Source organism: Brachybacterium halotolerans (genome assembly GCF_016623465.1).
In the GTDB taxonomy this organism is placed as follows: Bacteria; Actinomycetota; Actinomycetes; order Actinomycetales; family Dermabacteraceae; genus Brachybacterium; species Brachybacterium halotolerans.
The window spans coordinates 39,102-64,000 of sequence record NZ_JAEDAJ010000011.1; the positions used below are offsets into that span (position 1 = coordinate 39,102).

A 24,899-nucleotide genomic window follows, 5' to 3' on the forward strand; every position below is an offset into this window, starting at 1 on the left:
CCGACGCGGGTGACCGGCCCGGGCCGGCTGATGCGAGTGCCTGACGCGGGAGTCCGACCCGGCTGACCGGCCGGGGTCAGGCACCGCCGACGGGGGTGCGCCCGCGTCCGGTGGTCAGCCTGCCGGGGCACACGTGCTGCAGCGCCTCGCCGATGTCGCCGAGCGTGGCGGAGTACTGGGCGGGCTTGACCTTCAGCTCCTTGTCGCGCCCGGAGACGCGGATCCGCACGCCGCCGCCGCGCACGTTGACCTCCTCGATGCTCTCGGCCGGGATCCAGATCGACCCCTTCTCCGCGCGCAGGGCCTGCAGGCCCTTCTGCTCGAGGCGGCGGGTGAGGCGCTCGGCCTGGCGGTCCTCGCGGCTGCCGCCCGCGAGCATCGCGAAGCCGTTGATGCGGCTGCGCACGATGAGCAGGCCCTGGGGGAGGACCCACAGGTCGCGCGGCATCATGCCCGTGCCGGAGCCGTTGGTGAGAGCGGCCAGCAGGGTGTCCTCGGGGATCGCCTCCGCGTCGGCCGGTGTCGGCGCCTCGTACGGGGTGTCGAGGTCGGCGCCGCGGCGCTCGAGCTCGGCGAGGACGCGGCGCGTGGCCTCGGGTCCGCCGTCGCCGATGAGCTGGGGGACGTCGACGACCCCGCTCCGGTCCGTGAAGGTCGCCTCGGATCGGAAGTCGACCTGCATGTGCAGGGCGCCGGCGGCGAGCATCCGGTCGCGGAGGATCGTGGAGCACACCATCTGCTGGATCTGCTCGGGTCGGATGGTCTCGGGGTCGAACGTGCGCTGCTGGGGCACGGCGAGCATGCGTGCGCCGACGGGCACCTGGATCTGCGTCTCGAGGATCGCCCGTGGAGTCGGGGCGGGGACGACGCCCGCCGCGACCAGGTCATGGGCGAGCTCGGACGCGGCCCGGTGATCGCTGGCCGCCTGCGTGTGCTGGAACATCCGGTCCCAGGACCAGAGCTCCCGACCGGGGTCGGAGAGCACGGTCCGCTCGATCGGGTCGATGTCCCGGGGCAGCAGGCTGAGGGCGGGTGCGTCCCCATGCTGCGCCGGGGGCGACGGGTGCGTGCGTGCGCGCTGGATCCGCTCGCGCAGCAGCGGGTGGCTGTCCTGCCAGCTCGGCTTCTGCTCGGCGATGACCTGGCGCGCGATGGGCTCGATCGTCGAGCGCTCCTCGACGAGCATCTGCTGCAGTCCCTCGACCAGCGGTGCGCGAGCCCCGGTGACGGCGAAGGACGGGCTGACGAAGTTCTTCCAGTAAGAGCCCCAGGCGAGTTCGGTCTCGACGAGGCGCTCGAAGGCGGAGGCCATGGCGTCGGACCCGGCCAGCCGCAGCGAGAAGCCGTCGGCCGCCCGCTCCATCTCCCTCGAGCTCAGCCGCGCCGCCCAGATGTACAGGCGCGCGTAACCGCGGAACAGCAGCCCCCACAGGCCCGAGGAGTTGCGCGCGATGGTGATCAGGGCATCCTGGGCACGCAGCAGGAAGGAACCCAGCGCATACCGGCCGCCCGCGTAGTGCCCCAGCTCGTGCGCGAGGATCGAGCGGAGCTGGCCCACGCTCATCGCACCCAGGACGGGCAGCCCGATCACCATGATCCGCTCGCCGCCGATCCGGGTCACCGCAGCGTTGGCCTCGGGGAGCACGTGGATCCTGTCGACGGTGGGGGTGCCGACGGCGGCGGCGAGCTCGTCGACCTGCGCCCACAGGGCAGGGGCCTGCGCGCGATCCAGGGAAGGGCCCTCGATGCTCGGCTTCGGGCGGGTCACCAGCTCCTTGATCGCATACCCGATGCCCCCGAGGAGGCCGAGCAGGACGATCACGGCGAAGATGATCGCGCGGCCGGAATGGAGCTCGACGATCGTGAGGACGAGAAGTGCCACCACGCTCACCACCAGCGCGATCACGAGGACCGGATAGAGGATCAGCATGAGCAGCGCGGGGAGTGCGCGGAGATAGGACATGGGTGCGGGGCCTCCTGAGGTGCGGAGTCAGGGTAGGCCCGCAGGGGCGGGCGCGGGACGCCTTTCCGGATTCCGTGCGTCGTGCACGCCCGCGCGGAGGCCATCCGCCGCGACCTAGCGCGACGTGGTCGCCGTGCTCTCCCGCAGCGCGATCTCCCCGGGCGCCGTCCAGGCGGCCTGCTCCGCCTCCGGGGCCTCGCCGGCCTCCCCGAGCACCCAGCCCACGGCGGTGTCGGCGATCTGCTCGAGGGGGAGGGCCAGGGTGCTCAGGGTGGGGCTCGCGTCGAGGCCGGCGGGGACCCCGCCGAACCCGGCGACGGCCACGTCCTGCGGGACCCGCAGTCCCTGGCGGCGCAGCTCGCCGATGGCCCCGAGCGCCATGACGTCGGCCGGGGCGAACACGCACAGCGGAGCCGCTGAGTCCCTGGCCGGACCCTTCTGCAGGTGCTCGGCGACGCGCCGGGCGAGCTCGTGCCCGCCCTGGCGGTCGAGGGTCGCCTCGACGCTCAGCTCCGCTTCGAGGCCCGCCTCCGCGAGGCCTGCGAGGAAGCCGCCGGTCCGGTGCGCGGCCGCGGGCACGGGGCCGTGCGCGCCGACGACGGCGAAGCGACGATGTCCCTCCACGACCAGCGCGGTCGCGAGCGCCCGGGCGCCGTCGGCGTCCCCGACGTCGATCGTCCGGCCCACGCCCGGTGACTGGCCGATCCCGACCACCAGTCCGCCGTTGCGGGCGAATCCCTCGAGCATCGCCGTCAGGGTCTCGTCGGAGCTGGCGCCGTACGAGGAGGAGCCGACGATCACCAGGGCGTCCACGCGCTGGGCGATCAGCGCCCGGATCGCGCGCGACTCGGTCTCCGCGTCGCGGTCGGTCTGGGTGAGCAGCACCTGCGTGCCCGAGGCGAAGACCCGCATCTGGATCTGCCGGGCGATCTCCCCGAAGTACGGGTCGGAGATGTCGTGGACGACGAGGCCGATGAGCCCGGAGCGGGAGCGGGCGAGCGCCTGGGCCTGCGCGTTCGTCACGTACCCGAGCTTCGCCGCCGAACGCTGCACGCGCTCGGCGACGTCCTTGCCGGGCACCCTGTCCGAGCCGGAGCGGCCCGGCGAGGCGGTGGCGAGCGAGACGCCGGCGTCTCGCGCGACGTCGGTGAGCCGGACGGCGGGCATGCGGTCTCCTGCGGGTCGGGTGCGGGGCCGCCGCGGGACGGCGGCCCAAGACGGGGGCGCCGCCGCACGGATGGTTGCTGGGAAGGATACGTGCGCGAGCTGCCGCGCAGGTCCTGAGCCCGCCGGGTCCCCGCGGCCCGTCGGTTCACCGACGCGTCGGGCAGCTCACCGGCCTGCCCGCGCGCTCACGCCCCCAGCAGCCCGTCCACGTACTCGTTCCGGAACACCCGCCGCGGGTCCAGTCGATCCCGCAGTGCCTGGAAGTCCGCGAGCCGCGGGTACTGGGCGCGCACGGCGTCCGCGTCGAGCGTGAACACCTTCCCCCAGTGGGGGCGCGGCGAGAACGGTGCGAGGGCGGCCTCGACCTCGGGCAGCACCGCACGGACCTCGTCGGGCCTGCTCTGCCAGGTGAAGTGGATGCATGCGCTCGCGCGCCCGTGGGCGGGGCTCAGCCAGAGGCCGTCGGCCGCGGTGGAGCGGATCTCCGAGACGATCAGCAGCGGGCGGATCCGCTCGACCGTCTCGCTCACGGCGGCGACGGCCTCGCCCACGTGCTCGCGCGGCACGAAGTACTCGGACTGGATCTCCGCGCCGCTGCTGGGCGTGAACTCCATCCGGAAGTGGGGGAGGACCTCGAACGCCGGGCCGGGCTCCCCGCTCTGGTCGGTGCAGAACGTGGGCGGCATGTCCGGGGCCGGGTGGACGGGCCCCGGGGCTCGCCGCGCGCCGTGCCAGGCATCCGGCATCGGGTCCGGGGTGCCGTCTGCCTCCTGCTTCACCCACACCTGCGCGGCCGTCCCGTCCCAGTGGTGGAACATGCTCACGCTGTACGCGCTCGCGAGCACGGCGCCCAGGCCCTCGTCGCTCATCTGCTCGGGCGGCAGGTCCAGGTAGACGGCCTGGCGCATCCGGAAGGCGGGCACCAGGTCGAGCTCGAGGCGGGTGACGATCCCCAGGGCGCCCAGGGCGAGCACCATCCCGTCGAACACCTCCGCGTCGGCCTCGCGGGAGAAGCCGACGAGGTCGCCGTCCGCGGTGACCAGCTCGATCGCCCGCACCGAGGAGGCGAGGGAGCGCTGGCGGTCACCGGAGCCGTGGGTGCCGGTCGCGCTCGCACCGCCCACCGAGATGTGCGGCAGGGAGCCCATGCTGGGCAGCGCGAGGCCCTGCTCCCAGAGGGCGAGCACGAGCTCCCCGTAGCGGACCCCTGCGCCGACGCGCACGGTGCGGTGCTCCGTGTCGATGTCGATGCCGCCGGGCATCGCCTCGAGCGTCACCAGATCCGCGTCGGACGCCGCGACCTGCGAGAACGAGTGCCGGGTGCCGAGCGCCCGCGTCCGGTCGGAGCGGCCGACGAGGGCGCGCAGCGCGTCGAGGGACGTCGGCCGGTGCAGCGGGCCCGGCCCGTAGTCGACCGTCCCCGACCAGCTGAGGCCCGGGCGGGAGCCATTCGCCGCTTCACCGGTGGATCCACGCATCCGGGAGCTCGCCCCCATGCCTCAGAACCCCTGCGCGAGGCGGTGGAAGACCTGGTTCACGCGCAGCTCCTGCGCGAAGGAGCGCACGGTGGTCGACTCGTCGATGACGGCGAGCTCGAGCCCGGAGATCTCCGCGAGGTCCTCCCAGATCTCGAGGTCGGTCGCCGTGGTCATCACCGTGTGGTGGGCGGCGCCGGCGGTCAGCCAGCACTCGGCCGACGTCGCGAGGCTCGGCGCGGGCTCCCACACCGCGCAGGCCACGGGCAGGTTCGGCAGGGGCTCGTCGGGCTCGACGATCTGCACCGTGTTGGCGACCAGGCGGAAGCGCTCGCGCATGTCGCTCATGGCGATCACGAGGCCGGGGCCGGGGTCGGCCGTGAAGGTCAGGCGCACCGGGTCCTCGCGGTCGCCGATGCCCAGCGGGTGGATCTCGAGGCGGGGCCGTGCGGTGGTCAGCGACGGGGAGACCTCGAGCATGTGGGCGCCGAGGATCTTCTGCTCGCCGGGCGTGAGCTCGTAGGCGTAGTCCTCCATGAGCGAGGCGCCGCCGGGGAGGCCGAAGCCCATGACGTTCGCGACGCGCACCAGGATCGCGGTCTTCCAGTCGCCCTCGGCGCCGAAGCCGAAGCCATCGGCCATGAGGCGCTGCACGGGCAGGCCGGGCAGCTGACGCAGCCCGCCGAGGTCCTCGAAGTTGGTGGTGAAGGCGCCGAAGCCGCCCTCCTCGAGGAAGGAGCGCAGTCCCAGCTCGAGCCGCGCGCCGTAGCGCAGGGACTCGCGGCGCCCGCCGCCCTGCTGCAGCTCGGGGACGACGTCGTACTCGGCGTCGTAGACCGCGACGAGCTCGTCGATCGCGGACTCCTCGATGCCGTCGACGACCTCGACGAGGTCGTTCACGCCCCACGTGTTCACCGAGACGCCCAGGCGCAGCTCGGCCTCGGTCTTGTCGCCCTCGGTGACGGCGACGTCGCGCATGTTGTCGCCGAAGCGGGCGAGGCGCAGCGAGTGCAGCTCCGCCCAGCCCGTCGCCGCGCGCGCCCAGCGGCCGATGCGCTGCTGGACGTCCGCATGCGAGGCGTGGCCGACGACGGTCTTGCGCTCGACGCCGAGCCGCGAGGCGATGTACCCGAACTCGCGGTCGCCGTGGGCGGCCTGGTTGAGGTTCATGAAGTCCATGTCGATGCTCGACCAGGGCAGCTTCTCGTTCGCCTGCGTGTGCAGATGCAGCAGCGGGGTCTGCAGGGCGTCGAGACCCAGGATCCACATCTTCGCGGGGGAGAAGGTGTGCATCCAGGCGATGACGCCCACGCACGCCGGGTCGGAGTTCGCTGCGAGAGCGGTCTCGCGGATCGCGTCGCGGCTGGTGAGCACGGGCTTCCAGACGATCTTCACGGGCACGTCGCTCGCGGCGTCGAGGGTCTCGGCGATGACGCGGGACTGCTCGGCGACCTGGTCGAGGGTCTCCGGGCCGTACAGGCCCTGGCTGCCGGTGAGGAACCAGATCTCGCGTGCTGCGAAGGGGTTGTCCACGGGGTCTCCTGTCAGCGGGATGTGCTCGAGCGCCCCGGCGTCACGGCGGCGTTCTCCGGAGAGTCAAGTGTGAACGTTGACATCGTGGGAGTCAATCACTCCTCGAGCAGCGGTACGGCCGGGTCCCGGCGCCGGGACGCGGCGCCGCCGGGTATCGGGCATGGGGGCGGGGATGAGCACACAGCACGGGAGGCCGACCCTTCCGGGTCGGCCCCCCTGCGTCTGCGCCGTCAGGGCGGCACCCTGACTCCTCGCCGAGGGCCGGGGTCGGTGGCGAGGAGGCTCAGCAGACGGTCACTCCGAGGTGGTGGGCGCAGAGCCCGAGCCCGTGCCTCCGCCGGGAGCGCCCTTCTCGGTCCTACCGCGCCCTGAGAAGGCGCCGCGCGTGCGGCTGAGCCGGTAGTCGATGCGATCGTCGACGTAGCTCTCGAATCTCTCGTTCTCCGGGAGCGTCGAGGTGAACTCGGAGGAGATGTGCTGGGTGACGCGCTCCAGGCGCTGCATCTGCTCGTGCTGGCGCAGCACCGCGTGGTCCAGGCCCAGGGCCTTGACGAGTGCGACGCACATCAGCAGCAGGATGATGCAGAACGGCAGTGCTGTGACCAGGGAGCCCGCCTGCAGCGACTCGAGGCCGCCGGAGAGCAGCAGGGCGATCGCCAGGAAGCCCTCGAGGACCGCCCAGACCACGCGGGACCAGATCGGCGGATTCGGGTGGCCGCCCGAGGCGAGCATGTCGACCACGAGCGATCCGGAGTCCGAGGAGGTGATGAAGAAGATCGCCACCAGGATGATGCCCAGCACGGACAGCAGGCCCGTGGCGGGGAAGCCGTCGAAGATGCGGAACATCGACTCCTCCGCGGTGATGTCGCCGAGGTCGCCGGCGCCGAACCACTGGCGGAAGAGGCCGTTGCCGCCCCAGACGGCGAACCAGATCATGCCCACCAGCGAGGGCACGAGCAGGACGCCGGCGATGAACTGGCGCACGGTGCGGCCGCGGGAGATGCGGGCGATGAACACGCCCACGAACGGCGACCAGGCGATCCACCAGCCCCAGTAGAACAGGGTGTTGCCGGCGAACCAGGTCTGCGCCTTCTCCGAGCGCTGGTAGGCGCCCACGTCGAGCGTCATGTTGAAGAAGTTCGCCAGGTAGATGCCGAGCGACTCCACGAAGTTCTGGAAGATGAAGACGGTGGGCCCGAACAGCAGCGCTGCGATCATCAGCAGGCCCGCCAGCGAGAGGTTCGCGTTCGAGAGCCACTTGATGCCCACGCCGACGCCGCTGACCACCGAGAGGGTGGCCAGGAACGTGATGCACACGATGAGCACGATCATGAACCAGTTCGTCGCCTGGCCGACCAGGCCGATGGCGATCAGGCCGGCGGTGATCTGCTGGACGCCCAGGCCCAGCGAGGTGGCGATGCCGAACACGGTGCCGACGATGGCGAGGACGTCGATGACGTCGCCGATCCATCCCTTGACGCGCTCGCCGAAGATCGGCTCGAGCGCCCAGCGGATGGAGACCGGGCGGCCCCGGCGGTGGATCGCGTAGGCGATCGCCAGCCCGATCACGGCGTAGGCCGCCCACGGGTGCAGGCCCCAGTGGATGAAGGTCTGGGCCATAGCGAGCCCCGAGAGTTCCGCCCCGTCGCCGGTCCAGCCGGGCTTGACGTTATTCGTCGTGAAGCCGAGCGGCTCAGCGACGCCGTAGAACACCAGGCCGATTCCCATGCCGGCCGCGAAGAGCATCGCGAACCAGGAGATCAGCCCGAACTCGGGACGGTCGTCGTCACGGCCCAGTCGGATCGCGCCGTACGGGGACAGTGCGAGAACGATCGCGAAGACCACGAAGACGCCGATCGAGACCATGTAGAACCAGCCGAGGTTCGCCACGACCCAGCCCTGTGCGCCCTGGAAGACGGTGCTCGAGGCACCGGGGAAGAACACGGTGAACAGCGCGGCGCCGAGGATGATCACGAGCGCGGGGATGAAGACCGCCGGGGCGACGGTCCCCCGTCCGATGCGCGCGCCCTGGCGGCGCAGCTTCTGGGTGATCTCGTCGTCGTTGTCCTCGTCGGCGATCTGCAGGGACCGGGGGAGGTGGACGGTGGTGGGGAGCTCCTCGGGCCACGCGACCGGGGTCGAGGAGTGGGGCGGGCTCGCACCCTGGGGGGTCTCCCCCTCGGGCGGAGCGGTGCTGCCTGGGGAACTCATGCGCGGATCCTTCCTTTAGGGGACGAGACTGCCGGCCGCGCGGGAGCGGAGTCGGTGTGGGCCGAGCCCCGAGGAGGAGGCGGGTCGCGGCAGGGAGGGCGTGCCCGCATCACCGGGCGCCCTCGCGCCGCGCCTGTCGCCGCGCACCGGCGAGGGGTGGTTCAACGGGCATCCATCCTCGATGGTTTCACAGTCGAGCGGACGCGTCACGGCTCATGCGGGGTGAGACATATGACGTCAGCCTGTGGCGACGTCCGCGCCTCGAGGCGCCCAGCGCGGAGTCGGGCGCGAGCTCCGGGGCGAACGGGGATCACGCGCGAGGGTCGTCTCCCTGCCCGTAGACGTTCTGATAGCGCTCGAACAGGGAGTCGACCAGGTTCTCCGGGATCTCCAGCTCCTGTCCCAGCTGGCGGGAGACGTGCACGGTGCGCGCGACCTCCTCGCACATGACTGCGGCCTTCACCGCGTCGCGGGCGTCGCGCCCGATGGTGAAGGGGCCGTGGTTCCGCATCAGCACGGCGCGGGAGCGCGATCCTCGAAGGGTCTCGACGATGCCGCGGCCTATCGAGTCATCGCCGATCACCGCGAGCGGGCCGACGGGGATCGGGCCCCCGAACTCGTCGGCCATCATCGTGAGCACGCAGGGGATCTCCTCGCCGCGCGCCGCCCAGGCGGTCGCGTAGGTCGAGTGGGTGTGCACGACCCCGCCCACGTGATCCATGTGGCGGTACACGTAGGCGTGCGCGGCGGTGTCGGAGGAGGGGGAGAGCGCCTCGTGGGTGCCGTCGGCGATCTTCTCCCCGTCGAGCGTGCACACGACCATGTTCTCGGGCGAGAGGTCGTCGTACGAGACGCCGGAGGGCTTGATGACGAACAGCTCTGGGGTCTCGGCGGGATCGGCCGACGGCGTGCTCGCGGGCGATGCGTCGGCCGATGGGCGAGGCACGCGCTCGGACACGTTCCCGGCGGTCCAGACGACGAGGCCGTTGCGCGGGAGTTCGGCGTGCAGTGCGGCGACGCGCTCGCGGGTCCGCGCGACGGCCTCCTGGACGGCCTCGGGGAGCTCGGTGAGGGCGAGGGTCATGGGACTCCTTCGAAGGTATCGCCGCCGCATCATGGCAACGTTCACATTACGGTTCTGACGGCAGCGCGTGCAAGGCCGTCGCCGGAATGCGTGCTCGCCGACTCACTGGTTCTGGGCGGGCCTGCGGACCGTTCCGTTCGCTGAAAGGTCCGCAGACCGGCCGGAAAGGGGAGAGTCGGGGCCGTGGGGCGGCTCGGCGCCAGGCCGCATACGGCGCCCCGTCGGCCTCAGTCGATCGACTCCCCGGCGAGGCGCTCCACGGGCAGCGCCGCGCGGTAGCCGCGCAGCCAGTCGGTGTAGCCCTGCGCGCCCTCGTCGGTCGGCTCGAGTGTCGTGACCTCCTGGGAGGCGAAGACCTCGTCGGCCAGGAAGCGCCGGAGCGCCTCGGTGGTCGCCCCGTCCGATGCGGTCTTCCCCTCCGCGAGCTGCGCCGTGTGCGCGGCGAGCAGCGCCATGCCCCAGGCGCCGCCCTCGCCGGCCGACGCGCCGAGGGCGACCGGTGTGCGCAGGGCGTCGGCGAGGACCTGCTGGGCCACGCCCTTCGTGCGGAAGATGCCGCCGTGGGCGTACATGACGTCGAGCCCCACCTTCTCCTCCTCGAGGAGCACCTCCATGCCCACGGCCAGCGCGCCGAAGGCGCCGTGCAGCTGGGCGCGCATGAGGTTCTCGAGCGTGAAGCTCGCCTGCTGGGTGCGCAAAAGCAGCGGCCGGCCGGAGTCGACGCCCGTCTGGTGCTCTCCCGAGAGGTAGTTGAAGGACAGCACGCCGCCCGCGTCCGCATCGCCCGCGGCGCCCGCTTCGAAGAGGCGTGCGTACAGGTCCTCGGTGTCCACGTCCTGCCCGAGGAGCTGCGCGAACTGCGCGAAGACGCCGAGCCACTGGTCGAGATCGCCCGTGCAGTTGTTCGTGTGGATCATCGCGACCGGATCACCCGAGGGCGTCGTGACCATGTCGATCTCCTCGCGGGGCGTCGCGAGCGGACGCTCGAGCACGACCATCGCGAACGCGCTGGTCCCGGCGCTCACGTTGCCCGTGCGCGGGGCGATCGCCTGCGTCGCGACCATCCCCGTGCCGGCGTCCCCCTCGGGCGGGGCGGTGAGGACGCCCGCCTCGAGGGCGCCCGACGGATCGAGCAGCCGCGCACCCTCCTCGGTGAGCGTCCCGGCGTCCTGCCCGGCCACGAGCACCTCCGGGAGCAGGTCGGCGAGGTCCCAGGGGACGTCGCCGACGGCGTCGAGCGCGGCGAAGCGCTCGAGGAGCTCCCGGTCGTAGTCCGGCGCGCCGCTCGCGGAGGAGATCGGGAACATCCCGCTGGCATCGCCCACGCCCAGCACGGAGCGCCCGGTGAGGCGGCGGTGGACGAGGCCGGAGAGCGTGGTGATCGCGGCGATCCTCCCCACGTGCTCCTCGCCGCCGAGCACGGCGTGCAGGAGATGGGAGACGGACCAGCGCAGCGGGATGTTCTGGCCGAAGGTCTCCGAGAGCAGGGACGCGGCGTCGGACGTATAGGTGTTGCGCCAGGTGCGGAACGGGGCGAGCAGCTCGCCGTCCGCGTCCAGGGCGATGTAGCCGTGCATCATCGCGGAGACGCCCAGGGACGCCAGGCGGGTGAGCGGCGAGTCGAAGCGCGTGCGCACGGCGTCGGCGAGGTCCGCGAAGCACGCGGCGAGACCCTCCCAGACCTCGTCCATCGGGTAGGTCCAGCTGTCGTCGGCGAGCGTGTTCTCCCAGGCGAAGGAGCCGGTCGCGAGCACGGCCCCCGCGTCGTCGACGAGGGCCGCCTTGATCCGGGTCGAGCCCAGCTCGATCCCCAGGTGCGCGCGCCCCCGGGAGATGAGGTCGGCGGCATCGGGGCGGGGAGCGGTCACATCGTCGTGGGTCATGGCCCTATTCGATCAGGCCCACCCGGGGTCGGCAACGTGCACATCGGACGCGACGGGAGGATCCGGCCTCCCCGGGGACGGCGGCACGGCCGCTCAGAGCGCCAGCAGGGCGCCCGCCGCGAGCCCCGCCGCGAGCACCACGCCCGCGATCCCGGCCGAGGCCCGCCAGGTCAGCGCCCGCCCCACCATGACCAGCGAGGGGAGGCTGACGGCGCTCAGGCAGATCAGCGCGACGCCCTCGGCCCACGGGTCGGCGCCGAGCGCCGCAAGGGCGAGGAGCACCGGGATCTCGCCGGCCGTCGGGATCACCATGAGCACGGCGATCAGGGCGAAGACCAGCACCGCCGCGACGGACCAGTCGATCGCCTCCAGCCGCCATCCGCCCAGGTGCAGCAGCACGCCGACCACGAACACGATCCCGAGGTACTCGGGGACGAGCCGCACCGCGAGGCGTCCCAGCTCGCGCAGGAACCGCAGGGGAGCGGAGGCGGAGGAGTGCGACGCGATCCCTCCTGCCGAGGCCGTCCCGGGCTCCGCCGTCCGAGGGACGACGGGAGTCGCGGCGACCGCGACCCGCTCACCGCCGACGCCTGCGGGGCCCGAGGGCGAACCGATCTGCGCCCCGCGCCCCGCGAGCCTCCCGGCGACGACCACCGCGACGGCCACGAGCGCGATGCCGACGACCACGCGCGTCGCAGCCCACTGCCACGGACCGATGATCGCGAGGAACACGATGACAGCGGGGTTCAGCACCGGGTTGGACAGCCAGAACGCCGTCGCCGCGCGGACCGGGACCCCCGCGCGCCGCAGGCCGACGACCACCGGGGCGGTGCAGCACGTGCACATCATCGCCGGAAGGCCCGCGAGGGCGGCGCGGGTGGCGCCCCGGTCGTCGGTCCATCCCGAGGCCGCGGCGGCGCCGGATCGCGCGTGCCCGCCGGAGATCAGCCGCGCGAGCCTCTCGGGACCAAGGAAGGCCTGGACCGCCGCGGAGATGACGAGCGCGACCAGCAGCGCCTTCCAGATCGCCAGCGTGTAGGTGACCAGGAAGTCCCAGCCGCCGCGCCACCACGTCGGCGCGTCGACCGCCGCGTCCGAGAGCACCGACCCGTCCCAGGTGCCGCTCTCTGCGAGCCCGATCGTCTTCAGCGTGTACGGGTACCACTTCGCCCACAGCAGCCCGAGCGCCGCGATCGCGAGCACCAGCAGGACCGGGCCGACGTAGCGACCGGCGGAACCGCGCGCGGGCGACGGCTCGCTGGGCGCGCCGGGAGAGGGCGGGGCAGGGGAGGCGGGATGCGTGGTCACGGGCACGAAGCCTAGTGCTGCACGGCGCTCACGTGGGTTCTCGTGCGAGCCGTTCGCGCGGCCGGGACCGTCGTGCCACGGGGCAAGGATCGGACGACGAGCCCCTCCGCGTCAGAGGGGCCGGAGGCTCGATTCCCGGACGACGAGCTCCGGCGCGAGCGCGGTGGGGGGTCCGTCGGGCCCGTCCGCTCCGTCCGTCCCGTCGACTCCGTCCGGACCGCCTGGCACGTCCGCTGCGCCTGCCCCGTCCTCGAGCCGCGAGAGCAGCCGGTGCATCGCTGCCCGGCCGAGCTGCGCGAAGGGCTGGGCGACGGAGGTGAGCGAGGGCGTGGTGTAGGTGGCGCCCTCGATGTCGTCGAAGCCGACCAGGGCGACGTCTCGGGGCACCTCGATGCCGCGCTCGCGCAGGGCGCGCAGGATCCCGATCGCCATCAGGTCGTTCGCGGCGAAGATGGCGTCCGGGAGCGCTCGCGCGGCAAGTTTGGTGCCGATCCGGTATCCCGAGCGCGCCGACCAGTCGCCGGGGTCGGTGCACTCGCCGTCGGCCCCGATCCGAATGAGCGTCTCCTCGGTGCCGCGGCGCCGGGCGCGCGCGTCGAACCAGTCGACGGGGCCCGGGACGTGCACGATCCGGCGCATGCCCTGGCCGGCCAGGTGCGTGATGACCGCGCGGGCGCCGCTCGCCTGGTCCACGCCGACGACCTCCACGCCCGTCGCATCCAAAGGTCCCGAGGACACTGAGAGCACGGGCGTGGTGCGGGCCGCGGCCTCGGCCACGGGCGTCATGCCGTCGTGCCCGGCGACCACGATGATCCCGTCGACCCCGGAGCCGACGAGGTCCGAGGCGACCTGCGCGTGCGGCTCGCCAGGGGCGACGGTCGCGAGAAGGGTCGAGTAGCCGGCCTCGCGCGCGGCCCGCTCGATCGCCGCGGTGGTCTCCGCGGGGCCGAACAGCGAGGAGCCGTCCGACAGCACGCCGACCAGGGCCGAGCGGGTGGTCTTCAGCGCCCGGGCCGCGCGGTTGCGCGCGTACCCGAGCTCCACGATCGCCTCGAGCACGCGGTCGCGGGTCTCCGGGCGCACGATCGACGGCTCGTTGAGCACCCGGGAGACCGTCTGGTACGAGACCCCGGCGCGCGCCGCGACATCGAGCATCGAGGGTCGGCGCGAGGTCGTCGGCATGGGAGCTCCGTGGATGTCGGCGGGAAAGAGGTGCGCGGGGCGTGCGTGGGCGGAGTGCGTGGGGCCTTTCGAAGGATACGGCGGCACGACCTCCGGCATCCCCGTCGCCCACGCCGATGTGAACGTTGCGATTCCGTGACCTCGTGGGCCGCGCAAATGGTTGCGCCCGCAGCGGATGTGAACGTTATCATCCATGGTGCTCCACGCCACAGCGCATGGATCCGATGCCGCCGGCACCGCTGCCGGCCCATCCGCCCGCCGCCCCATCCCAGGCACCCGCGCAGCATGCGCGAGTCCCGGACGCAGGCACCGTTTCGAAGAGGAGACACCATGACCAGCAGCCATCCCGTGCCCAGCAGGCGCACGTTCCTCGCCGGCGCCGGCTCGCTCGGCGCGATCGCCGCCCTCGCGGCATGCTCCGGCGGCGGCGCCGGATCCTCGGGCCCCGACACCGAGGCCGACCCCAAGGACCAGACCATCGGCGTGGCCATGCCCACCCAGACCTACGAGCGCTGGGTCCAGGACGGCGCGAACATCAAGAAGTCCCTCGAGAAGGAGGGCTACAAGGTCACCCTCCAGTACGCCGACGACGACATCCCCACCCAGTCCCAGCAGATCGACCAGATGGTCACCCAGGGCGTCGCCGCCCTGATCATCGCCTCGATCGACGGCTCGGCCCTGACCAGCCAGCTCGACGCCGCGAAGGCCGCCGGGATCCCCGTGATCTCCTACGACCGCCTCCTCACCAACAGCGAGAACGTCGACTTCTACGTCACCTTCGACAACTACAAGGTGGGCGTCACCCAGGCGAACTCCCTGCTCTTCGGTCTCGGTCTGCTCGACGAGAAGTTCAAGAAGGCCTCCGACGCCCCGAAGGGTCCGCTGAACATCGAGCTGTTCGCCGGCTCGCTCGACGACAACAACGCCCACCTGTTCTGGAAGGGCGCGATCGACACCCTGCAGCCGTACATGGACGACGGCGTGCTCGAGGTGCCCTCGAAGCAGACCGACATCGACCAGTGCGCCATCCAGCGCTGGGAGCAGGAGACCGCGCAGAAGCGCATGGAGAACCTGCTGACCACCCACTACAAGGGCGACAAGAAGCTCGACGGCGTCCTCGCCCCGGCCGACCCGCTCTCGCGCGGCATCATCAACGCCCTGCAGAACGACGGCCGCGGCGACACCATCAAGGACGGCCTGCCGATCATCACCGGCCAGGACGCCGAGATCGCCTCGATCAAGCTCATCGCCGACGGCGTGCAGTTCTCGACGATCTTCAAGGACACCCGCAAGCTCGCCGACCAGGCCGTGGTCGCCGCGAAGGCGTACCTCGAGGGCAAGGAGCCGGAGGCGAACGACACCAAGACCTACGACAACGGCTCGAAGGTCGTCCCCTCCTACCTGCTGCCCGTCGAGATGGTGCTCGAGTCCAACTACGAGAAGATCCTCGTCGACTCCGGCTACTACACGGAGGAGCAGGTCGAGAAGGGCCAGGCCTGAGCGTGCTCGGGACGAATCGGCGTGGGGGGGGGGGGGCGCCGAGCCGCCCCCCCCCCCCCCCCCCCCCCCCCCCCCCCCGCCCCCGCCCCCGCCCGTGCCCGCGCGGTCGACCCGGTCACCGCGCGCGCCCGCGGCGCAAGCACCTGCGCCCCAGCCCGAAGGAGGGCCCGATGAACGACAGCATCCTCGAGATGCGCTCCATCACCAAGCGCTTCCCCGGCGTCACCGCCCTGCAGGACGTCTCCCTGAGCGTCCGCGAGGGCGAGATCCACGGGATCTGCGGCGAGAACGGGGCAGGGAAGTCCACGCTCATGAAGGTGCTCTCGGGCGTCGAGCCCGCCGGCACCTACGACGGCGAGATCCACTTCCGCGGCCGCCCCATGAGCTTCCACTCGATCAGCGACTCCGAGGCCGAGGGGATCGTGATCATCCACCAGGAGCTCGCCCTGGTGCCGCACCTGACCATCGCCGAGAACATCTTCCTGGGCAACGAGCGCTCCCGCGGGGGCGTCATCAGCTGGGGCGAGACGAACGCGGAGGCGCTCAGGCTGCTGCGCCGCGTGGGCCTCGACGAGAACCCGGTGACGCCGGTCGGACAGCTCGGCGTCGGCAAGCAGCAGCTCGTCGAGATCGCCAAGGCGCTCTCGAAGAACGTGAGCCTGCTGATCCTCGACGAGCCCACCGCCGCGCTCAACGACGACGACTCCGAGCACCTGCTCGGCCTCATCCGCGGTCTGCGCGACGAGCAGGGCGTCACCTCGATCATCATCTCCCACAAGCTCGGGGAGATCGCCGAGATCGCCGACACCACCACCGTCATCCGCGACGGCTCGACCATCGAGACCATCGACATGCACGGCGGGGCAGCGGCGGGCCGCGCCCTCATCCCGCGCATCATCAAGGGGATGGTCGGGCGGGACATGGACAGCATGTTCCCCGAGCGCAGCGTCGAGATCGGCGAGGAGGTGCTGCGCATCGAGGACTGGCACGTCACCCACCCGACCCAGCCCGACCGCACCCTCGTCGACGGCGTCTCGCTCACCGCACGCGCCGGAGAGGTCGTCGGCATCGCCGGCCTCATGGGCGCCGGCCGCACCGAGCTCGCGATGAGCGTGTTCGGCCGCTCCTACGGGCGCGAGATCAGCGGGAAGGTGTTCATGCACGGGCGTCCCGCGAACGTGCGCGGTGTGGCCGACGCGATCGGCAGCGGCATCGCGTACGTCAGCGAGGACCGCAAGCGCTACGGGCTGAACCTCATCCAGGACGTGCGGCGCAACATCAGCGCCGCGGCGCTGGGCAAGGTCTCCCGCACGGGCTGGATCGACGGCAACCAGGAGATCTCCGTCGCCGAGCGCTACCGGAAGTCGCTGAACATCAAGACGCCGACGGTGCTCTCGCGCGTCGGCCAGCTCTCCGGCGGCAACCAGCAGAAGGTCGCGCTCAGCAAGTGGCTGTTCACCGAGCCCGACGTGCTGATCCTCGACGAGCCCACCCGCGGCGTCGACGTCGGCGCGAAGTACGAGATCTACACGCTGATCAACGAGCTCGCCGAGCAGGGGAAGGCGATCGTCGTGATCTCCTCCGAGCTGCCCGAGGTGATGGGGCTCGCCGATCGCATCTACACACTGTCCGCCGGCCGCATCACCGGAGAGGTGAGCGCCGCGGACGCCACGCAGGAGCACCTGATGGAGCTCATGACCATGGAGAGGGAGTGAGGGACCACCGATGGCCGGAACCTCCGATATCAAGGACCTGCTCACCAGGAACGTCCGCCAGAGCGGCATCTACATCGCGTTCGTGTTCATCGTGCTGCTGTTCACGGTGCTCACCCGCGGCGCGCTGCTGAGCCCGGGCAACCTCACGAACCTGATCCTGCAGTACTCCTACATCCTGATCCTCGCGATCGGGATGGTGCTCATCATCGTCGCCGGGCACATCGACCTCTCGGTCGGCTCGGTCGTCGCGTTCACCGGCTCGGTCGCCGCCGTGGTCGTCATCCAGCACGGACTCCCGTGGTGGCTGGGGATCCTCGCGGCCCTGGGCATCGGCATCCTGGTGGGGCTGTGGCAGGGATTCTGGGTCGCGATCGTTGGGATCCCGGCGTTCATCGTGACCCTCGCGGGCATGCTCATCTTCCGCGGCATGACCATGCAGACCCTGGGCAACGTGTCCCTCTCGCCGTTCCCCGAGGCGTACCAGAAGATCGCCGGCGGCTTCCTCAACGGCCTCTTCGGCGGTCCCGGGTACGACGTGTTCACGCTGGTCGTCGCGGCCGCCGTGGTGATCGTGTTCGCGCTCCAGCAGTGGCGGGCGCGCCTCGCGAAGCTGCGCTACGACCAGAGCGTCGAGGCGCTGTGGATCTTCGCGGTCAAGGTCGCGGTCGTCGCCGTCATCGTGATGGCCTTCGCCTGGCAGATCGCCAACGCCCGAGGCCTCCCCGTGGTGCTGATCCTGCTCGCCGCGCTGATCCTCATCTACTCGTTCGTCAGCCAGCAGACCGTCTTCGGCCGGCACGTCTACGCCATGGGCGGGAACCTGCAGGCCGCACGCCTCTCCGGTGTGAAGACGCGCCTGGTGAACATGATGCTGTTCGTGAACATGGGCCTGCTCTCCGCGATCGCCGGCATCGTCTACTCGGCCCGCTCGAACTCGGCGCAGCCGGGGGCGGGCAACATGTTCGAGCTCGACGCGATCGCGGCCGCGTTCATCGGCGGCGCCGCCGTCAGCGGCGGCGTGGGCAAGGTGCAGGGCGCGATCATCGGCGGCCTGATCATGGCGGTCATGTCCAACGGCATGCAGATCATGGGCATCGGCCAGTCCACCCAGTCGATCGTGCGCGGCGTGGTGCTGATCCTCGCGGTCGCCTTCGACGTCTACAACAAGAAGCGCGCCGGCGCCGAGGGGTGAGGCCGCCGGGGCGGCGGCCCGGCGGTCCGGCCGGGTGACCCGGTGCTCCAGTGGCCGGCACCCATCGCTGCCGCCGTCGGCCGCCCGTGGAGCGTGAGAAGTACGAAACCGTTGCCAAGAGTGCTCATGGCAACGGTTTCGTACTTCTCACGCCCATGCGGCCGCATGGTCGGCCTGCGCCGGGGGTCCTTTGGGTGATCGGGCCGGATCCGTGCTCGTCGAGGAGCTCCTGGGCGGGACGGCACATCACACCTCCTCGATGCCCTCAGCCGAGCACGTCGGAGCGACCCGCAGGGCAAAGATATGAGGATGGCGAACCACCGAAGCGCTGTGGTGGTTTGCCATCCTCATATGTTCGTGCCCGTGTGCCCGTGTGCCCACCGAGGAGCCTCAGCCCGCCGATCCGGATCCGCCCGCTACCCCTTCAGCCCGGTCCCCGCGACGCCCTCGACGATCTGGCGCTGGAAGACGAGGTAGAGCAGGACCAGGGGGAGGGCGGCGAGGATCGCGCCGGCCTGGATGTCGGCGAAGCGCTGACCGAAGCTGCCCTGCACCGTCGCGAGTCCGACGGGGATCGTCATCAGGTTCGGGTTGGTGAGGACGAACAGCGGCAGCAGCAGGTTGTTCCACACGCCCACGAAGGTGAGGATCGCGACCGCGGCGATCACGGGGCGCGAGAGCGGCATGATCACCGACCAGTAGATCTTCCAGAGTCCGGCGCCGTCGATGCGCGCGGCCTCCTCGAGCTCGCGGGGGATGCCGTCGAAGAACTGCTTGAAGATGAACACCGAGATCACCGCGGGGACCTGCGGGAAGATCACGGCCCAGTAGGTGTTCAGCAGGTTCGCGGCGCCCAGCATCTCGAAGATCGGCACGATGAGCACCTGGCTGGGGATCATGATGCCCAGCAGGATCATCAGCATCACGGTGGTGCGGCCGCGGAAGTGCATCCGGGAGAGCGCGAAGGCGGCCATCGAGGCGAACACGACGGTGAGGACGGTCGTGAGGATGCCGGTGATCGCGCTGGCCAGGTACCAGTTCCAGATGTCGCCCGCGCCGAAGAGCGTCGAGTACGAGTGCAGCGTCGGGTACCAGTGGGAGAGGATCTCGTTCGCGCCGAGCGCCGCGACGCCGTTCTCGGACAGCGAGGTCTTCAGCGCGAACAGGCTCGGGATCAGCCAGATCACCGCGAACACGACCAGCACGATCCAGGTGACGATCGTGAAGGTGCGCCCGCTGATGCCGGCGCCCGAGGACCGGGCCGGGGGAGCGGCGGCGGAGATCGCGCCGCCCACGCCGGATCGGCCTGCGCGCCCGGCGCCCGGGGTGGTCGCGGTGGTCGTGGTCATGGCTCAGGCCTCCTGGTCGCGACGTGCGGCCACGCGCTCGACGATCTCGCGGATCACGGCGATGGCGACGATGATGATGAACAGCAGCACCGAAGCGGCCGATGCGGCGCCGATGCGGTTGTCGGTGAAGGCGGTGCCGGTGATCAGGCCCAGGCTGACCTGGGTGGAGATGCCCGGACCGCCGTTGGTCATCAGATAGACCTGGTCGAAGATCTTCAGGCTCGCGATGATCTGCAGCAGGATGACGAGCGTCGTGGTGCGGCGCAGCAGCGGGATCGTCACGTGCCGGATCTGCTGCCAGGTGCTCGCGCCGTCGACGGCCGCGGCCTCGTAGAGCTCGCGCGGGATGTCCTGCAGCCCCGCGAGATAGAGGATGAAGTTGAACCCGATGGTCCACCACACCGTCGCGATCGCGATGCCCACCATCGCGCTCTTGGGATCGGCGAGGATCCCCGAGCCCGGTGTGAAGCCGAGCAGCGACTGCACGCTCGCGAAGAGGCCCGTGGCCGGCGTGAAGATGAAGACCCAGATCAGGGAGATCGTCGCCGAGGGCAGGATGAACGGCAGGAAGAACGCGAGACGGAAGAACCACTGGCCCCGCTGCAGGCGGTTGGTGAGCACCGCGAAGACGAACGCGAGGATCACCAGCGGCGGCACGGTGTAGATCGTGAACTGCAGGGTGTGCCAGAGAGAGGACCAGAAGTCCGCGCGCGAAAACATCTCGACGTAGTTGTCGAGGCCCGCGAAGCTTCCCAGGCCCCGGTGGACCAGCGAGGTGTTGAAGAAGCTCGCGACGAACATCCAGATCGTCGGCCCCAGCAGGAACGCCAGGTAGAAGATCCCGAACGGCGCGAGGAACAGCCAGGCTCCCGGCCCGGTGCCGCGGTCGGAGGGGCGTCCGCCGCGCCCGGACCGACGGGCCGGAGCGTCAGCGCTAGCGGCCGACGGGGCGTTCGGCGTCGTCGTTGCACTGGTCATGATGCGTGCGTCCCTTCGGCTCAGAGCGGACTGGGCGTGTCGAGGTAGGTCTGGAGCTGGCCGCGGATGGCGCTCAGCGCGCCCTCCGGAGTGGTCGACCCCTGCTGCAAGAGGGCGAGCTGCGCGCCGACCGTCGCCTCGAAGGTCGAGCCCGAGCCCCCGTACCAGGCGGCGTCGTCGTAGTAGGCGTTCTCCGCGGCGGAGGCGTAGTCCGACTGCGGCGTGAGCTTCTTGTACTCCGCGCTGTCGTAGGTGGGCAGGTAGGCGGGGACGTGCCCGCCCTCCGCCCAGGTCATCGACTCGGTGAGCATCGACTTGATGAATCCGAGCGCCTGCGTCAGCTGCTCGGGCGTGCGGTCCTTCTTCGGCAGGATGAAGGTGTGGGAGTCTGCCTGCGCTGCGGGCCGGTCGAAGAGTGTGGGGATCGGTGCCATGCCGAACTTCAGGCCCTCGATCGACTGGAAGGTGCTGATCTCCCACTCGCCCTGCAGGTAGATGCCGGCCTTGCCCGTCGCCATCTGCGTCTGGGATCCCGCGTAGTCGATGCCGCGGTTCAGCCAGCCCTTCTCGACCCACTTCTGCAGACGGGCCGTGATGTCCGTGTAGATGTCCTCGTCGACGGTGATCTTCGCGCCCCCGTCCGAGAGGAACGGGGTGGCGTCCTCGTACTGGTTGTACAGCGACCAGAACAGTCGCCACGGCGTCGCGGTCTCGCTCACGTTCGCAGAGGTCAGGGCCTCCGATCCGGTGACGCCCTTGATCTCCTCGAGGGCGGACTCGAAGGTCTCGACCCCCGAGAGGTCGGTGAGGGAGCCGTCGGACTCGAGCAGTCCGGCCTTGTCCATCACGTCATGGTTGAAGAACATGACGAAGGGGTGGGTGTCCAGCGGGATCGCGATGTTCTTGCCGTCGGTGACCTGCGCGCTCCAGGCCTTCTCGTTGAAGTCCGAGGTCTTCAGGCCCACCCTCGCGAGGTCGTCCTCGCTGATGGGGTCGAGGATGCCGCCGTCCCACAGGGGCTTCGCACGCGTGAGGTGGGCGACCGCGACGTCGGGCGGCTGGTTGCCGACGGTCGCGAGCGTGACCTTGGAGTAGTACGGATTGCCCCAGGCGAAGGTCGTGGCCTGGAGCGAGGAGGAGCCGCCGTGGGCCTTCGCGTAGACCTTCTCCATGTCCTGCATGCGGCCGCCGTCGCCGCCGCCGAACAGGTTCCAGAACACGAGGGTGCCGGGGGCGACCTCGCTGCCCACCAGGCCCGCGCCGAGGGGTCCGCCGCAGCCGGCCAGCGCGGCGGACGCGCCGAGCACGGCGGTCGAGCCGAGAAGGGTGCGGCGGCCGACGGGACGTCGGCCGGCAGAGCCGAGGGGCGTGCGCACACGCATGGGGCATCACTCCGTCGTGGATCGGGATCGCGGTGTGAACGTGACCCAGAGCATCTTTGCAACGTTGAGAATACACGCGGCGGTGCCGAGCGCAAAGGGGTGGCGGAGAGCTCGGCGGGCGCTGGGCGCGCAGGACGCAGGGGTGCCGTCGGGCGCACTCCGGACACACTCCGGGCGCGCTCAGCGGCGACGTGAGCCGCCCCCTCAGCCCTCCGGCGTGCTCCCGCGGACCACGAGCTCGTGCGGCGCGGTGATCGTGCGCGGAGCCCCCTCGTAGCCGTTGATCCGCTCGATGAGCATGTCGAGAGCGGCCTTGACCAGGAACTGCTTGTCCGGGCGGATGGTCGTGAGCGGCGGATGGGCGAAGAGCGCCTCGGGACTGTCGTCGTAGCCGACCACGGCGACGTCGCCCGGGACGGTGCGGCCGCGGTCGCGCAGGCCGGCGAGCGCGCCGAGGGCGATCTCGTCGTTGCCGCACACCAGGCCGTCGAGGTGCGGATGTGCGTCCAGCAGGCGGTGCGCGGCCTCGCGCCCGTCGGCCCGATGCCAGTCCGCGACCTCCTCGATCGGCGCCCGCGCGGGGTCGAGGTCGTGGCGCCACAGGGCCTGGCGGAAGCCCTCGATGCGCAGGCCCGAGGAGCTGTGGGGCGCGGGGTCCGTGGTCTCCATAGCGCCCACGAAGGCGAGCCGGCGCCGGCCGCGCTCGAGCAGGTGGGCGGTGGCGTCGGCGGTCGCCCGCGTGTTGTCGATCCGGACGTAGTCGGAGCCGGGCGGCAGGTGCGCGTCGGAGAGGTGCTCGCCGATGAACACGGTAGGCTGGTCCACGTGCTCCATCTGCGCGAGGTAGTCCTCGCCCACCTGCATGGGGTTGAAGATGACGCCGTCGCCCAGCCGCCGCCGGAAGCCGCGCAGCACCTCGATCTCCTCGTCGCGGCCCGCGGAGGTGGTGTGCAGGACGACGGTTCGGCCCCGGCCCTGTGCCTCGTCGATGAAGGTCTGCGCGAGGTTCGAGAAGTAGCTGAAGTTCAGCGAGGGGACAGCGAGGGTGACGATGCCGCTCGCACCGGTGCGCAGCTGCTGGGCGGCGAGCTGGGGCCGGTAGCCCGTCGCCGCGATCGCCTCCTGCACGCGGGTGCGGGTGGACTCCCGCACGTGCGGGTAGTCGTGGACGACGTTGGACACCGTCTTGATGGAGACGTCCGCGATCTCGGCGACGTCGCGCAGCGTGGGCGGTCGGCGCCGTGCGCGGCGGGTGGACGGTGGCATGCGGCTGATTGTGCCACCGCGGGGTGCCGCGAGAAGCCGCTTGCCTGCGGGGTCCGCAGGATCGGCGCGGCGGAGCGCCTCCTCCTGGCCTCCTCCTGGCCGCGGTCGCGGGGAACTTCTTGACGGCCGACGGGGGCCGTGGTGAGATCGTCTGCAACGTTGTACACGACGAAAGGCCCCGCCGCGATGACCCGCACCGTCACCCTCGCCCTGCACCCCGCCTTCCGGGTCGCGCCCGTGCGCCCGCGCACCTTCGGGGCCTTCGTCGAGCACCTGGGCCGCTGCGTCTACGGCGGCATCTTCGAGCCCGGCCACCCCGCGGCCGACGAGGCGGGCTTCCGCACCGACGTCCTCGACCTCACGCGCGAGCTGGGCGTCACCAGCGTCCGCTACCCGGGCGGCAACTTCGTCTCCGGGTACCGGTGGGAGGACGGCGTCGGCCCCGTCGAGGAGAGGCCCGCGCGCCATGACCTCGCGTGGCACTCGACGGAGCCGAACACCGTCGGCCTCGACGAGTTCATGGCCTGGGCGGAGCGCGCCGGCGTCGAGCCGATGTACGCGGTGAACCTGGGCACCCGCGGCGTCCCCGAGGCGCTCGACGTGCTGCAGTACGCGAACGCGCCGCAGGGCATCGCGCTCTCCGACGCGCGCGCGGCCCACGGCCACCCCGAGCCCTATGGGATCCGCATGTGGTGCCTGGGCAACGAGATGGACGGCCCCTGGCAGACCGGCCACAAGACCGCCGAGGAGTACGCGCGCACCGCCGCGGAGACCGCGCGCGCCATGCGCCAGGAGGATCCGGGGCTCGAGCTCGTCGTCTGCGGATCCTCGAGCTCGCAGATGCCGACCTTCGGCACCTGGGAGGCGACGGTCCTCGCCGAGACCTACGACCTCGTCGACATGGTCTCCGCCCATGCCTACTACGCCGAGAAGGACGGCGACCAGGCCTCGTTCCTCGCCTCGGCCGACGACATGGATCACTTCATCGACTCCGTCGTCGCCACCGCGGACCATGTCCGGGCCGAGCTCAAGGCCGAGAAGCGCATCATGGTCAGCTTCGACGAGTGGAACGTCTGGTACCAGCACCGCGCCGAGTCCCGCCCGCCCGAGGGCGACGACTGGCCCGTCGCGCCCGTGCTGCTCGAGGACACCTACAACGCGATGGACGCCGTGGTCGTGGGCAGCCTGCTGATCTCCCTGCTGCGCCACAGCGACCGCGTCGCCTCGGCCTCCCTCGCGCAGCTCGTCAACGTGATCGCCCCGATCATGACCGCGCCCGGCGGGGCGACCTGGCGCCAGACCACCTTCCATCCCTTCGCGCTCACCGCCCGCCACGCCGCCGGCGAGGTGCTCGACGTGCGCATCGAGGCCCCGACCTTCGCCAACGAGCGCTTCGGCACCTCGAGCGCGGCCGACGCCGTCGCCACCTGGGACGAGACCGCCGGGAACCTGACGCTGTTCGTCGTGAACCGCGATCCCGGGCGCGAGCTCGACCTCGCCGTGGACCTCGCGGACTTCGGCGGCCTCTCCCTCGTCGAGGCGCTCACCCTCCACCACGAGGACCCCTACGCCGCGAACACCCAGGACGCCCCGGACACGGTGACGCCGCAGTCCAACGACACCATCCGGGTCGAGGACGGGCACCTGGCCGGTGCGCTTCCCGCGATCTCGTGGAGCGTCGTCCGCCTGCACCGGAGCTGACCGCTCGAAG

Annotated in this window: 17 protein-coding genes; 4 read left to right on the top strand and 13 right to left on the bottom strand. The window is 71.3% G+C overall.

The annotated features are described in order from the left end of the window. Positions 1 to 76: 76 nt before the first annotated feature. The 9 genes from I8D64_RS14525 to I8D64_RS14565 form a co-directional block, all read right to left on the bottom strand. A complete protein-coding gene (locus tag I8D64_RS14525) occupies positions 77 to 1,963 on the bottom strand; it encodes a M48 family metallopeptidase (protein ID WP_200503515.1) in 1,887 nt (628 codons plus the stop codon). Between the two features lie 114 nt (positions 1,964 to 2,077). After that, positions 2,078 to 3,130 (bottom strand): LacI family DNA-binding transcriptional regulator, encoded by a 1,053-nt coding sequence (locus I8D64_RS14530; RefSeq protein ID WP_200503516.1) that lies wholly within the window; start codon positions 3,128 to 3,130, stop codon positions 2,078 to 2,080. Positions 3,131 to 3,315: 185 nt separating this feature from the next. Continuing rightward, complete coding sequence (locus tag I8D64_RS14535) at positions 3,316 to 4,608, bottom strand: D-arabinono-1,4-lactone oxidase (RefSeq protein WP_200503517.1); 1,293 nt, start codon at positions 4,606 to 4,608, stop codon at positions 3,316 to 3,318. Positions 4,609 to 4,629: 21 nt separating this feature from the next. Further along, complete coding sequence (gene araA, locus I8D64_RS14540) at positions 4,630 to 6,138, bottom strand: L-arabinose isomerase (protein WP_200503518.1); 1,509 nt, start codon at positions 6,136 to 6,138, stop codon at positions 4,630 to 4,632. A gap of 294 nt (positions 6,139 to 6,432) precedes the next feature. Further along, positions 6,433 to 8,349 (bottom strand): BCCT family transporter, encoded by a 1,917-nt coding sequence (locus I8D64_RS14545; protein ID WP_200503519.1) that lies wholly within the window; start codon positions 8,347 to 8,349, stop codon positions 6,433 to 6,435. A gap of 310 nt (positions 8,350 to 8,659) precedes the next feature. After that, entirely contained in the window at positions 8,660 to 9,433 is a 774-nt protein-coding gene (locus tag I8D64_RS14550; protein ID WP_200503520.1) for an L-ribulose-5-phosphate 4-epimerase, read from the bottom strand. A gap of 227 nt (positions 9,434 to 9,660) precedes the next feature. Continuing rightward, a complete protein-coding gene (locus I8D64_RS14555; protein ID WP_200503521.1) occupies positions 9,661 to 11,316 on the bottom strand; it encodes a xylulokinase in 1,656 nt (551 codons plus the stop codon). A gap of 93 nt (positions 11,317 to 11,409) precedes the next feature. Then, entirely contained in the window at positions 11,410 to 12,624 is a 1,215-nt protein-coding gene (locus I8D64_RS14560) for a permease (protein ID WP_200503522.1), read from the bottom strand. A 111-nt stretch (positions 12,625 to 12,735) separates the two neighbouring features. Then, complete coding sequence (locus I8D64_RS14565; RefSeq protein WP_200503523.1) at positions 12,736 to 13,806, bottom strand: LacI family DNA-binding transcriptional regulator; 1,071 nt, start codon at positions 13,804 to 13,806, stop codon at positions 12,736 to 12,738. Between the two features lie 330 nt (positions 13,807 to 14,136). On the opposite strand from I8D64_RS14565, the gene chvE reads away from it, so the two are divergent. The 3 genes from chvE (at position 14,137) to mmsB (ending at position 18,213) form a co-directional block, all read left to right on the top strand. After that, positions 14,137 to 15,306 (top strand): multiple monosaccharide ABC transporter substrate-binding protein, encoded by a 1,170-nt coding sequence (chvE, locus tag I8D64_RS14570; protein WP_200503524.1) that lies wholly within the window; start codon positions 14,137 to 14,139, stop codon positions 15,304 to 15,306. Positions 15,307 to 15,476: 170 nt separating this feature from the next. Next, positions 15,477 to 17,021, top strand: coding sequence for a multiple monosaccharide ABC transporter ATP-binding protein (mmsA, locus tag I8D64_RS14575; RefSeq protein ID WP_200503525.1), 1,545 nt, complete (start codon positions 15,477 to 15,479; stop codon positions 17,019 to 17,021). 10 nt (positions 17,022 to 17,031) lie between these two features. Beyond that, positions 17,032 to 18,213, top strand: coding sequence for a multiple monosaccharide ABC transporter permease (mmsB, locus tag I8D64_RS14580; RefSeq protein ID WP_200503526.1), 1,182 nt, complete (start codon positions 17,032 to 17,034; stop codon positions 18,211 to 18,213). A gap of 416 nt (positions 18,214 to 18,629) precedes the next feature. On the opposite strand, the gene I8D64_RS14585 is transcribed toward mmsB, so the two are convergent. The 4 genes from I8D64_RS14585 to I8D64_RS14600 all read right to left on the bottom strand — a co-directional run bounded on the left by I8D64_RS14585 (position 18,630) and on the right by I8D64_RS14600 (position 23,188). Beyond that, the gene (locus I8D64_RS14585) at positions 18,630 to 19,562 is read right to left on the bottom strand and encodes a carbohydrate ABC transporter permease (protein ID WP_200503527.1); all 933 of its coding nucleotides are present in this window, start codon (positions 19,560 to 19,562) and stop codon (positions 18,630 to 18,632) included. Positions 19,563 to 19,565: 3 nt separating this feature from the next. Next, on the bottom strand, positions 19,566 to 20,540 hold the full coding sequence (locus I8D64_RS14590; protein WP_200503528.1) for a carbohydrate ABC transporter permease: 975 nt from the start codon (positions 20,538 to 20,540) through the stop codon (positions 19,566 to 19,568). A 20-nt stretch (positions 20,541 to 20,560) separates the two neighbouring features. Continuing rightward, entirely contained in the window at positions 20,561 to 21,922 is a 1,362-nt protein-coding gene (locus I8D64_RS14595) for an ABC transporter substrate-binding protein (RefSeq protein WP_200503529.1), read from the bottom strand. A 204-nt stretch (positions 21,923 to 22,126) separates the two neighbouring features. After that, complete coding sequence (locus I8D64_RS14600; protein ID WP_200503530.1) at positions 22,127 to 23,188, bottom strand: LacI family DNA-binding transcriptional regulator; 1,062 nt, start codon at positions 23,186 to 23,188, stop codon at positions 22,127 to 22,129. Positions 23,189 to 23,374: 186 nt separating this feature from the next. Between I8D64_RS14600 and arfA the strand changes: the two genes are divergently transcribed. Next, on the top strand, positions 23,375 to 24,889 hold the full coding sequence (arfA, locus tag I8D64_RS14605; RefSeq protein ID WP_200503531.1) for an arabinosylfuranosidase ArfA: 1,515 nt from the start codon (positions 23,375 to 23,377) through the stop codon (positions 24,887 to 24,889). The last annotated feature ends 10 nt before the right edge of the window (positions 24,890 to 24,899 follow it).